At 59.5% G+C, this 12,125-nt stretch carries 13 protein-coding genes; all 13 read left to right on the top strand.

The window, feature by feature from the left end; all coding sequences use genetic code 11:
- Nucleotides 1-70 precede the first annotated feature (70 nt).
- The 13 genes from F2P46_RS02170 (at nt 71) to F2P46_RS02110 (ending at nt 12,039) form a co-directional block, all read left to right on the top strand.
- Nucleotides 71-277, top strand: a complete 207-nt coding sequence (locus tag F2P46_RS02170) for a hypothetical protein (protein ID WP_166884818.1) — start codon at nt 71-73, stop codon at nt 275-277.
- Nucleotides 278-6,178: a hypothetical protein gene (locus F2P46_RS02165; RefSeq protein ID WP_166884816.1), complete on the top strand. Its 5,901-nt coding sequence runs from the start codon at nt 278-280 to the stop codon at nt 6,176-6,178.
- Nucleotides 6,175-7,221, top strand: coding sequence for a hypothetical protein (locus F2P46_RS02160; RefSeq protein ID WP_166884814.1), 1,047 nt, complete (start codon nt 6,175-6,177; stop codon nt 7,219-7,221). Before F2P46_RS02165 ends, F2P46_RS02160 begins: the two co-directional genes overlap by 4 nt.
- Nucleotides 7,218-8,186 carry a hypothetical protein gene (locus F2P46_RS02155; RefSeq protein WP_166884812.1) on the top strand — a complete coding sequence of 323 codons (969 nt, stop codon included), beginning with the start codon at nt 7,218-7,220 and terminating at the stop codon, nt 8,184-8,186. The genes F2P46_RS02160 and F2P46_RS02155 overlap by 4 nt, the downstream gene beginning before the upstream one ends.
- On the top strand, nt 8,183-8,545 hold the full coding sequence (locus F2P46_RS02150) for a hypothetical protein (protein ID WP_166884810.1): 363 nt from the start codon (nt 8,183-8,185) through the stop codon (nt 8,543-8,545). The genes F2P46_RS02155 and F2P46_RS02150 overlap by 4 nt, the downstream gene beginning before the upstream one ends.
- 112 nt (nt 8,546-8,657) lie before the next feature.
- Nucleotides 8,658-8,906, top strand: a complete 249-nt coding sequence (locus tag F2P46_RS02145) for a hypothetical protein (protein WP_166884809.1) — start codon at nt 8,658-8,660, stop codon at nt 8,904-8,906.
- Nucleotides 8,903-9,217 (top strand): collagen-like protein, encoded by a 315-nt coding sequence (locus F2P46_RS02140; protein ID WP_166884807.1) that lies wholly within the window; start codon nt 8,903-8,905, stop codon nt 9,215-9,217. Before F2P46_RS02145 ends, F2P46_RS02140 begins: the two co-directional genes overlap by 4 nt.
- The gene (locus tag F2P46_RS02135; RefSeq protein ID WP_166884805.1) at nt 9,214-9,435 is read left to right on the top strand and encodes a hypothetical protein; all 222 of its coding nucleotides are present in this window, start codon (nt 9,214-9,216) and stop codon (nt 9,433-9,435) included. Before F2P46_RS02140 ends, F2P46_RS02135 begins: the two co-directional genes overlap by 4 nt.
- Nucleotides 9,419-9,961, top strand: a complete 543-nt coding sequence (locus tag F2P46_RS02130) for a glycoside hydrolase family protein (protein ID WP_166884803.1) — start codon at nt 9,419-9,421, stop codon at nt 9,959-9,961. Before F2P46_RS02135 ends, F2P46_RS02130 begins: the two co-directional genes overlap by 17 nt.
- Nucleotides 9,958-10,353 (top strand): hypothetical protein, encoded by a 396-nt coding sequence (locus F2P46_RS02125; protein ID WP_166884801.1) that lies wholly within the window; start codon nt 9,958-9,960, stop codon nt 10,351-10,353. Before F2P46_RS02130 ends, F2P46_RS02125 begins: the two co-directional genes overlap by 4 nt.
- On the top strand, nt 10,350-10,619 hold the full coding sequence (locus tag F2P46_RS02120) for a hypothetical protein (RefSeq protein WP_166884799.1): 270 nt from the start codon (nt 10,350-10,352) through the stop codon (nt 10,617-10,619). Before F2P46_RS02125 ends, F2P46_RS02120 begins: the two co-directional genes overlap by 4 nt.
- A gap of 75 nt (nt 10,620-10,694) precedes the next feature.
- Nucleotides 10,695-11,606 carry a DUF6731 family protein gene (locus F2P46_RS02115; RefSeq protein WP_166884798.1) on the top strand — a complete coding sequence of 304 codons (912 nt, stop codon included), beginning with the start codon at nt 10,695-10,697 and terminating at the stop codon, nt 11,604-11,606.
- Nucleotides 11,607-11,610: 4 nt separating this feature from the next.
- The gene (locus tag F2P46_RS02110; protein WP_166884796.1) at nt 11,611-12,039 is read left to right on the top strand and encodes a hypothetical protein; all 429 of its coding nucleotides are present in this window, start codon (nt 11,611-11,613) and stop codon (nt 12,037-12,039) included.
- The last annotated feature ends 86 nt before the right edge of the window (nt 12,040-12,125 follow it).

The raw sequence follows: 12,125 nt of genomic DNA, 5'->3' as shown, positions 1-12,125 counted from the left end.
AGGCGATCACCTCGACGCCGCGCGCGCCCACCCGCTCTTCAAGGCGGCAGCCGCGCCACCGGTACCGCAGTTGCCGATCGAGCTCGAATACATCTGGACTTGGTTCACGCGCTTGAACAAGCGGCGCCAAAACGGCATGGACGTCAATCCGCTGTCGAGCCAGGAGATTCTGGCTTGGCAGGTTCGGCACCAGGTCCAGATGGACCCGTTTGAGCAAGACGTGATTGACCGCTTGGACGACCTGTTCCTGTATCACCACCACAAGAAAGAAGACTAAATGGCCGACCTCGTTGAACTGGGAATTGTCGTCAACACCGCCCCGATGGTCGAGGGTGCTAAGGCCATGGATGCAATGGGCGAGGCCAGCGTCCGGGTGGAAACCAAGGTCGCCGGCGCCACGAAGGCGGTTGACGGCATGACCACGTCCAGCGCGAACGTGTGGCGCCGCGGCACCGAAGCTGCCAAGAGCATGGATTCGCTTGGCGAGTCCACTCAGCGCACAGGCCAGCGCGCTGCGGTCAGCAATGGCCAGATGAACGACACGGCCAAGATCCTGGCGTACCAGGCCGAGCAGGCGCGCCAGACCGCCCAGGCGAATGCCGCTCTGGGCCAGTCGACAGACCGGATGACTTTGGGGCAGCAGTTGTTCATCGAAAAGCTGCGCGACCAGGTCGCCGTGCTGGGCATGAGCCGCACGCAGCTGCTTGCCTACCAGGCGGCCGAGCTCGGGGTGACCACGCAGACTCAGGACCTCATCGCCAAGATGAAGCAGTTCGAGGATGCTACGAAAGCAGCAACCGAGGCAAGCAAGGCCGCTGCGGCTGCAAAGGGGCAGCAGGCTCAGGCAGGGATCACACTGCATAACTCCTTGGAACTGCTTGCGAAGGGATATGCCGCCTTAAAAGTGGCGGAGTACGTCAAGGACTCGGCCATGCTCGCGGCCCGGTACGAGACACTGGGCGTAGTCATGGAAGTGGTTGGTCGGAACGCTGGCTACACGAAGACCCAGATGATGACAGCGACCCAGGCGATCGCGGCGCAGGGTATCACCATGGTCGAGTCACGCGAGTCTGCCGTGAAATTGGTGCAGGCGCACGTGGATCTGAAATATGCCACTCAGTTGGCGCGTGGCGCACAAGATGCCGCCGTAATTGGACACATCAATTCCTCGGAAGCGTTTGATCGCATGGTGAATGGTATCGCTCGGGGTAACGTGCTGATCCTCCGTAACATCGGTATCAATGTGAATTTTCAAAGTGCCTACCGGGAGATGGCGGAACAGTTAGGTAAGACGACTAAAGAACTGACGGAGAACGAACGTGTCCAGGCTCGTACCGGAGCTGTGATCGAACGGCTAACCGATATCCATGGCACCTATACGGCAGCCATGGACACGGCAAGTAAGCAGATTACGTCCATGCAACGTTATGTAATGGATCTGAAAACGACACTGGGAGAGGTTGGCCTTGACGTGTTGACCGTAACAGTCATGGCCGTGACGAAAGGATTCAAGGATGCGAACAGCGAGGTCACAGAGCTTTCGAAAAACGGCCAGCTTCACGAATGGGGTCGCAGCCTGTCCGGGATATTCGTTTCGCTGGCCAACACCGTGTCGAATGCATACACGGCCATGCAGAAAGTCAAAACTTGGGCGGACCACAAGACCGAGCGCGACCATATCAACACCGAATTCGATGGCAAGGCAAGCAAGGCTGATACTGGCCTGAGCTTCTGGGATCTACCTGGTCAGATCGCCGCTCGCCGGCGAATCGAATCACAGCGTCAGGCTGCACTTGCCCAAGAAAATGCCGACTACGAGGCGCAGCAACTTGACCTGAGCGGCAAGTTTGACCGGTTCGCGAAGGCGCAGGAAGTGCGCAATGCTGCAGTCACAGCAAAACGTAAGGCGGAAGCCGACGAGAATCTAAAGGTTGATGCCACCTATGCGAAAGCATCGGCCGCTATCTTGCTGAAAGCGTCGACTGAGGGCGCTGCTGCGCAGGCATTGGCACGTAAGAAAGTCGGGGAGTTGTACCGGGAAACCTACGAAGGCACGCCCACCTTTCGCGATACTGAAGGTCGGGAGCCGAAGCCCAAGGCCGAAAAGGTCGACAAGGTCGCGAGCACCGTGCTGGCCGACAAGAAGGCACAGTTCGAAGCGGAGGCGGCCTTCACGAAGGATCACCTCGCCCACATGCAGCGCATGGACGAGATGAACCACAAGGCCGGCGAAATGAGCGACGGCGAGTTCTTCGACCGCAAGCGAAAGAATGCGGACGACATGGCTGCCGCGCAGATCGCTGCCTTCGACAAGCAGATTGCGGCACTCGGCGGCTACCACAATGCGACGGCAGCGGAGGCGGCTAAAAACGCAAAAGAGTTAAACGCAATCGGGGCAAAGCGAGCAGCCCAACTGGCTTCGAACGCGGATGCCAAGGCTGAGCTTGACAATGCCGAGCGCCTGCGCGTGAAGAGCATTGCATCCGATTCCGACAATGCGACGAACGCGTTTCTTTCGAATCTGGATCGGGAGGCTGAAAAGCTGGAGGCATCAAACCTCGGGTATGAAACATCGCGAGCCGCTATCGAACGGAAGGAAATTGCGAGTTTGAATTTGGCGATCGCATCGCAGCAACAGCTGATGGCCGAGCAGGCCTTGGGCGGTGCCACTGCCGAGGAGTTGGCCCAAGCCCCGGCAATCCTGAAGTACTTGGAAGACCTGCGTGCGAAGCGTGAGCGAATCGCCCTGGGTCTTGAGCAAAAAGACGCGGACCAGTACCAGAAGAAAGCGGCCGACCGCGCGATTCAGGATTGGGAGCGCGCTGGCAACAGCATCGCCGACAGTCTGTCGAACGCATTTGGCAAGGGCGGTAAAGCCATTGGCGCGATGTTCAAGGCGTATTCGACCGGCATGGCTGGCCAGCTTCGCGCTGAGAAAGAACTCGCATTAGCGAAAGCAAAGCGCGACGACGATCCAGAGAAAATCCAAGCGATCGATCGCGCGCACTTGGCTGGCGCCCAGGCGCAGCTCAAAAGCTACGGCGACATGACCGAGGCGGCGCAGACTTTCTTCAGTGAAGGCTCGCGCGGCTACCAAGCTATGACGGCTGCGGCCGGCGTGATGCGTGCGGCCGAGGTCGCGCTGAGCGTGGTGAAGGGCGTCAATGCAGTTCTGACGCAAGGTAGTGGCGATCCGTACACGGCCTTTGCACGCATGGCCGCAATGGCGGCTGTTGTGGTCGGCTTGGGCGTCGCTCTTACCTCAGGAGGCAGCGCCGGCGGCAAGAGCGCAGCCGAGGTGCAGAAAAAGCAGGGTACCGGCAGCGTGTTTGGCGATGCCGATGCGAAGTCGGAATCTATCACCCGGTCGCTGGCAATGCTGGAGGAGAATTCTGGCGCGCTTGTCCCGATTAACCGCGGCATGCTCACCGCACTGCGCGCGATCCAGACCGCAATGTCAGGCCTTACGAATCAGATCATTCGCACGCCGGGCTTGACCGATGGCTCGAACATGGGGATCACTACGGGTCGCGATGGGCGCCAGTCCGGAACTGGCATCCTGAACATCCCTAGCTTGCTGACGGGCGGCCTGTTCGCGTCGTCGATCGATCCGCTTGGGAAAATGCTGTCGAATCTGTGGGGCAAGACCACCAAGACTATCGTTGATGCCGGCATTCAGTTTGGCGGCAGCGTTCGCGGGCTCCAGGACGGTAAGGGGTACAACCAGTACGCGAGCGTCGACACGAAGAAAACGAGCTTTTTCGGCGCGAGCAAGAAAGTTACCAACAGCGTTGAGACCGCAGCGCTTAATTCAGACCTGTCGGCACAGCTCGGTCTCGTGTTCAAGGGCGTCGAAAATGCTCTCTCGGAGGCCGCAACGGTGCTCGGTGTTGGGGCGGACCACGTCAAGAAGTCGCTCGACGCGCTGACCATCGACGTGACAGAGATTTCGCTCAAGGGCCTGAAGGGGGATGATCTTACTGCGGAGCTCAACGCTGTGCTGTCGCGGACGATGGACGGCATGGCTGAAGCTGTGCTTCCGGATATGGACGGGTTCCGCAAGGCAGGCGAGGGCTACACCGAGACCGTCGTCCGCCTGGCATCGAACTACGCGACGCTTGACCAGTCGCTCACGTCGATCGGCCTGACCTTCGGCGCGACGGGTACCAGCAGCCTGCGCGCGCGGGAGAATATGATCGCGGCGGCGGGAGGCATCGATAAATTCGCTGAGCAGGCGAGTAGCTTCGCTGACAACTTCATGACCGAGGCTGAACGCTTGGCTCCGGTGCAGAAGTATGTGAACGAGGAGTTGGCGCGCCTGGGCCAGACCGGCATCAAGACCCGCGATGATTTCAAGGCTGCGGTGCTCGGCCTGTCTCAAGGCGGCAAGCTGGCCACCACGGCGGGCGCTGAACTCTTCACCGGGCTGATGGCGCTGGAGACTGCGTTTGCTGCTGTGGTGCCATCGCTGGACAAGACAAAGACGGCGGCCGAGAAGCTGAGCGAGCGCGAAGGTCTGATCGACCATCGCGACGAGCTCAAGATGAACCCGAAGGATCTGGCAACCAAGAAGCGGAACAGCGTGGACGAGTCGAACTGGGATGTTTATGACGAAGTCACCAAACTCGATCTGGCCAACAAGCACCGTGCGCTGGAAATCCAGAATATGGAATTGGCTGGTGACAAGGTCCGCTCCTTAGCTGCAACACGCGCCGACGAAGCCAAAGGCCTCGATGCGGCGACCGCAGAGCTCGTCAAGCGGCGCAATGCATTGGAGGATGCAAATACGGCCGCAGCCCTGGCGACTAAAAATCGCGGTGTCGAGATCCAGATGATGGAACTCGCAGGGAACAAGACCGGCGCCCTCGCAGCATCCCGGGCGGAGGAACTGGTAGGCCTTGAAGCATCGACGGCGGCGCTCATCAAAAACCGCAACGCCCTCCAGGACCAAGCATCGGCGGCAGCTCTGGCTGTAGGCGGCGCGAATACCTCGCTCACCGGGCTGAAAAATTCGGTGGGTGCTGAGAAGGACGCGCTCACGAAGGCGTACGACGCCCAGGTCAAAGCGATCAAGGATGCTGCGCCGGGCGCGGACAGTTACAAAGGCCAGATTGACGCGGCGAAGAAACTGACGGATGCCGTGAAGTCGGTGTTTGACAAGCTTACCTCTGCGCTCCAATCGACGGAAATTCAGTCGACCGCGATGGATGCGGCGCGCCGGCGTGCTGCCCAGGAGCTGCTGGCCCAGGCTGCGGTCTTCACCCGTGGTGGCGGCACCGGCAATATCGCCGGCCTGGAGGATGCGCTCGACGCGATCTCGAAGCCTTCGGAGGAGATGTTCGCGACCTTCGAGGACTACGCCCGGGACCAGAATCGCGCCAAGGCCTCACTCGAGGCGCTGCAGGCGAATGCCAAGAAGGAACTCGACTTTGGGCAACTGACCGTCGACGGGCTGGAAGCAAATTCCAAAACGATTGACGCAGCTTCAAACGCGCAGATCAAAGTTCTCAGCGAAAGCCATACCGCCGAACTGGCCCGACTGGACGCCATGATCGCGGCCGGACAGAAGGAGCTCGACGCTGTTACCGGCGTTGATACCTCCGTGAAGAGCCTGGCCGACGCGATCAAGGAATTCACTGCCGCGATCACGGGTGTCAAGCAGGCGCCGAGCGGGCTGTCGGTGGAAGGCCTGTATCAGCAGGTTCTCGGCCGAGACGGCGAGAAGGCCGGCGTCGATTTTTGGAAGAAGGCGTACGGCGAGACAGTCGATGGTGCCGAGAAAGCCGACTTCATCAAAAACGCGCAGCCCGAGCTTGAGGCGAAGAAAAGCGGGAAATGGGCCGAATTCCTTCGGTCCCATGGCGTGCCCGGCTATGCCACAGGCGGCGACTTCGGCGGCGGGCTGCGCCTGGTCGGTGAGAACGGTCCAGAGCTTGAGGCGACCGGGCCGGCGCGGATATTCAACGCTGGACAGGCGCGCTCGATGCTGAGTGGCGGTAGCCCGGAACTGCTGGAAGAGGTTCGCAGGCTTACGGCGACGGTCGCTCTGTTGAAGTCTGCGCTTGATCTCCAACTCGATCCGCTGAACAAGTCTGCCACGAACACGAAGCGGCTGGCCGACGCCTTTGAAACTGTAACCGATGGGAATAATGCGATGCGCACGAAGGAAACAGCATGAGCGCGGATTTCCGCATGATCCGACCGGTTGCGATTACAGATGTGAGGCTGCTCAGCAGCACCGTGCCTGAGGCGATGGAGGCAGAGTATGCCTCAGGCACCGCTTACGCCCTGGGTGCAAAGATCGGCGTCACAGCCGGCACGGCCCAGCTCGTCTACCAGTCCCTTCAGGCGGGCAATACGGGTCACGCGCCCGCGAGTTCGCCGACCTGGTGGAAGCCGCTTGGTACGGTGTACGCGCCGTACTCGGGCGGGGCGACGTACCCCATGGGGGCGATCGTGTCGAACATCGGGAGCGACGTTCACGAGCTGTACGAGTCGCAGATCGCGGGCAACCTTGGCCAGCCTCTGGCGGGCAACCCGACCAAATGGCTTCGTCGGAGCGCGACCAACAAGTGGAATATGTTCGACAAGGCGATCAATTCACAAACCATCGCTCCGAACTCCGTCACAGTCGTCATCCGGCCGGGCCTAGTCAATACGATCACGCTGCTCAACGTCGAGGGCGCCCAGGCGACCGTGTCGCAGACGATAAGCGGCTATTCGGTGACGAAGAGCCTGGTGCGGCACGAGGTGCTGTCCTGGTACGACTTTTACTACGAGGAGCCGATACGGTCCGGTGACGTCGTCTTCGACGGCATTCCGCCATACGCTGCGGCCGACATTACCGTCACGGTCGACAACGCCGGGCTGGATGCGGCAATAGGCGGCTGCTTCGTTGGCAAGTCCCGGACCATCGGGCTGACGCAATGGGAGCTGACGGCCGGGGTGCTCAGCTACTCCACCACCACCACCGACACCTTCGGGAACACGACGATGGTCAAGCGCGCGAACGCGAAGCGCATGAACTTCGATGTGTTGATCCCGGATGGCTTCGAGTCCGAGGCGTTCCGACTGCTCACCGAATACACCGACGTGGAAATGGTCTTCATCGCCTCGTCCGACTATTCCATGACGATCGCGTATGGCTATCTCGGCCAGTGGGAAGTTCCAATCTCAATCAGCGGCCGGCCCGCACCAATCGAAGTACGAGGACTGATATGACAATTACGCAAGTGATCACCCCGTTGCCGGCGGCGCCAAACCCGGCCACCGACACGCCGGAAAACTTTAGCGAAAAGGCGGCCGCATCGGTGTTGGCACAGATGGCGCTTCCAACCGAAATCAACGCTTGGCGTGTCCAAGCAAACGCGTTGGAAGCGAACGTCAACGCAAAGGAAATCGCCAGCAACGCCGACGCGATTGCCACCGCAGCGGACCGCGTGCAAACCGGCCTCGACCGCGTGCAGACCGGGCAGGATCGCGCGGCAGCGGCGGCCAGCGCGGCCACCATCGGCACCACAGCGGCATTCTCGGATGCGAATCCGATGGTAAAGAATGCTGCTGATAATACGAAGCAAGGCAAATTCAAGGCTGATCTGATTAGCCCCGGCACCATACGCGAATACCAAATGCCAAATAGAAGTGGCCCGCTCGCATTGCTCGACGATACGGCTATGGTATTGCTTGCGTCAGTTGTGCCCGTCGATAATGCGCTGACGGTGGATTTTCTAAATGTGTTCAGCTCTACTTATGACAACTACAAAGTAATAATTCGGACGATGGAGGGGTCTTTGGCAGGCGGTGAGAATATAAACTTGCGGTTTGCGGTCGCTGGCGTTGTGGATGCAAACAGTAGATACAACTCAATACTCGTAACCCCGACCAATACATCACCTGCCGCTACAAACCTCGGTAGTTCTGGATATGGTTTTGGTTATCTTCAGAATGCATCCATGAGTGGGGTAATCGAAATTTTCAATGCAAACGGGACCAACACTACCAAAGCGTGGAAAGGTGAATCTCAAGTAAATTCGAGCGCGGGTGGGAACGTTTTTATTCAAACACTTGCCGGTTTTTATATTGGCTCCAGCGCCGTCAGTGGTTTCCGCTTGTTTGTAAGCGGTAGCGCTGCAAAGTTTCTGGCTAAGGGCAGTATTGAAGTCTACGGATTTAAGAAGGCGACATGATGGACGAATATATTGTTTGCGGTTGGGATAAAGACATTGGCGCGTTCAGCCGCCCGATGACCGACGAAGAAATCGCGCAGGTCCATGCGGACCGGGCCGCCGCCGCTGTGCCGGTTGTGCCGGTATCCGTGCCGATGCTGAACGCACGCCTTGCGCTGGGCGCCGCTGGCCACATGGCTGCCGTGAAGGCTTTCGTCGATGCGATGCCGGGCGTTGATGGCGATCAGGCGCGCGCATACCTCGAATATGCGCAGAACGTGCGCCGCGACCACTGGCTGGTCGAAGGCATCCGGCAGGTGCTGGAGCTGGCCCCCGCTGACATCGACGCCCTGTTCATTACCGCCGCGACCATCGACTGATCGATCGCACGCGCCCCACCACAGGCCACCTTCGGGTGGCTTTTTTATTGCCGCTCGCCGGCATCAACGCGCTACCCATCGGTCCGTCGCGCAAGGCCATTCAGAGAATCCAATGACGCAAACAATATCGACCGAAACACAAATTGCGTTGCTGACGGCCGGACTGGCCGCAATGCAGCGCGAAGTTGACGAAAACAAGGAGGAGGCGGACGCCAAGCTCAATACGGCGACGAAGCAGATCGCGGCGCTTGAGGATGAGCGCAACAAGGCGCTGAAGTGGGGCGTGATGACGCTGGGCAGCGCGGTTCTGGGGATGGCCTACTGGATCGTTGAAAAAATCGCGGGAGGGCACATCAAGTGAATGCGAAAAAGTGGTCGACCTCATTTTACTGGGTGCTCCGTATTTTCCTCTGCGTTGCCGCCGCGCTGATCCTGGTGGCGGCGCTTTATCCGACGAAAGCCGTTCAAGGGCCGCCCGGCAAGACTGGCGCCCAAGGCATCGAAGGCCCGGCCGGCGCTGATGGCGTGGGCGAGAAGGGCGAAACCGGCGACCGTGGGCGCGCTGGCAGCGACGGCGATGCTGGCAAGCGCGGCGCGGCCGGCAGCACAGGAAAGCAGGGCGAAACCGGCGCTACCGGTGCGAAGGGAAGCGGATTTTGGAGCGGCAAATGAAATTAATCGAAGACTGGCGCGCGGTGCTCGCCAAGGCCTGGAGCCTGAAATTCAACGCCGCTGCGGGCCTGCTGGGCGCCGCCGAGGTGTATATCGCGCTGGTGCAGCCTGCCGGCATCCCCAATGGCGTATTCGCCGGCATCGCGGCTGCGGTCTCGACGCTGGCATTTGGCGCGCGCTTGCTCGCGCAGAAGGAATTGCATGGCACTGACAAATAAGGCCCGCGTGGGCATCGCCGGCTTGGTGCTGAGCGCCGGCGCGTTCGTTGGACTCCTCACGCGCGAGGGCTACACAGAGGGCGTGGTCATCCCGACGAAGGGCGACGTGCCCACCATCGGCTTCGGCACCACCGGCGGCGTCAAGGCCGGCGACCGCACCACGCCGGTGAAGGCGGCCCAGCGCGCGCTGCTCGACGTCCGGACCTACGAGGGCGCCGTCAAGGAATGCGTGCGCGCGCCGCTGAGCCAGGCGGAATACGATGTGTACGTCGATCTGGCCTACAACATCGGTCCGACGAACTTCTGCTATTCGCTGGACAAGGCCGGCCGGATCACCGGTCCTTCGACGCTGACTCGCCGCCTCGCCGCTGGCGATTACCGGGCCGCGTGCGACGCCATCCTGCTGTACCGGTTCGCCGCTGGCTACGATTGCTCGTCGCTGATCGAGGGGCACCCGAACAAGCGCTGCTACGGTCTGTGGGCGGATCGCAAGCGCTCGCATGCGCAGTGCGTGGCGGCCCAATGAGCGCCCTGGGCACGCTGGCCGCTGGCGTCACGGGCGGCATCTGGAAGGTCATCGCTGTGATCCTGCTGGCCGCCCTGCTGGTGGTGGGCGCGTGGGCTGGTGGCGGCTGGTTCCTGGCGGCGCGCGACCGTGACGCCGCCCGGGTGGAGCTGGCCGACGAGCGCAGCGCGAACGCGGAACTGCGCGGCGCCATCCAGGCGCAGAACGCCGCAGTCGAGGCGGCCGGCGCGGCCAAGTTGGTGGCCGACGCACGCGGCCAGGTCGCCCAGCAGCAGGCCGCTGTCGCCGGCAAGCGCTTCGATGCCGCGCTGGCCAAGGTCGCCGGCGTGCGCGCCACCACGTGCGACGAGGCCATGCCGGCCGTGAACGTCATCCTGGAGTCCGTGCGATGAGCGCCCGCCGCATACTGTGGGCGTGCGCGCTGCTGGTGGTGCTGCTGTTGGCAGCCTGCGCCGGCCCGACACCGGTCGTGCAAGAGGTCAAGGTGCCAGTCTACCGCCCGTGCGTGACAGCGGCGCTCGAGCGGCCGACGTTCGCCACACGCACCCTGGCGCCCGATGCCAGCGACGGCGAGAAGGTGCTCGCCCTGGCGCGCGATCTGCCGCTGCACCTCAAGTACGAGACGCAGCTCGAAGCCGTGATCGCGGGGTGCTTGTAGCAGCAACAAGAATTTTCTTGCAGTTAACAAAATGTTCCTCGACAATGCATTTTTACAATCTTTGTTGAGCGCGTCATGACCGGTAAGATGAGTGTTAATCTATTCAAGGTGAGAGCCGATACAGGCGCCCTTCCATTGGAGTCTGTGCTTGGCTCAACGGCGGCGTTAGGCTTGCAAGAGAGAACGTGTCGTATTGGCTACTACGACGTCCGACTGGAAGTTGCTGCGCCTCCCAACAGCCCTTCCCAAGGAAATACTTCTGATTGGTGGATGCTAGATTTCACAAAATTGCAGTTTGAATTAGGCCCCGGAAAAGTCGGGAAGGCTGCTGCCATCAGCGGTTTCGGGCTTGCGGATGATGAGGGTTTTGGCGACACCACCTCGGCATTGTATGATCCTGTGAATAAGTATTTGCTGATCCAATATAACCACTCTGGAGTGCGGTCCGCTGGGATACAGGAGTATTTAAACAGGATTGCGCAAGTGCCGCCTGGGGCGCGGCATTATCACCTTGATGTCCGAATTGATGATAGTTCAGCGGTTCGCTTGGCGAAAGCTGATTTCATTACCAAAATTCATTATAAGGTTGACGTCGGTGGAATATCTGATGCTCACCGTCAAGGCGATATTAGTTTGGCCCGTGCACTTGAATTTAGCGCTCTGCAAAACGGCGAAATACTTGAGATGACCGTCACTTCTAAGCGGGGTGGGCATTTGAAAGATGCATCAGCCCGGTCATTGATTAAAAAGCTCACGAACATTTTAAAAGCAGATCGGGAAGATGAAACGCGTACTATTCGTGCATTTGAGATAGAGGGAATATTGGAAAATGGTGAAAAATTGGATGCTATTAATATGCTGACGCCAAAGCTGCAAATGATTGTTGATGGGCTTACTCTGGGTGGTGATAGACAGTATACTCAAGTATCTCGCTGGATTGCATTGCAGAGAGCGAGAGCAGGGTGGCAAGCATTAATTACAGGATAAGAAAATGAGCCTCAAGGTCGAGCGTTATATTCCTGCCGTCGTGGCGCTGGCGGTCATGGGTTTATGGTGGTTGTGCGATGCGCATCTCCCTAACGGTGAGAAAGAATTTTTGGCGGCAGCCTTGAGTGTTGGTGCGATATTTACCGGCTTCATTGCAACCGCTCAAGCAATTTTAATGGCGTTGCCAACGGACAGCGTTATGGGGAGATTGCGTTCTTCAAACTATATTAGTGATTTGATCGATTATATTAGTTCCGCACTGCGCAGTGGCATATTATTTTGCATATCTTGCTTGGCTGGATTTTATTTTGTTGAGTCAAGCACTGCTACCAAATTTTGGTTCGGCCTGTGGTGGTGCTTTTGGGGTGTATATACGCTACTAACCTTCCATCGCGTCACGAACATCATGATGAAAATAATGAGGATTCCGTAGGTTCTGACTAGTACGGTGTTTTCTGGGAGCCTGGATGACCCGGCGCCGCCGCTCCAAGTGCAAGAGTGGTCGGTCCAGACGACGGT

It is taken from the genome of Massilia sp. CCM 8734, assembly GCF_011682155.1.
Classification (GTDB): Bacteria; Pseudomonadota; Gammaproteobacteria; order Burkholderiales; family Burkholderiaceae_D; genus Telluria_A; species Telluria_A rubra.
This window is presented reverse-complemented; position numbering and strand designations above follow the sequence as displayed.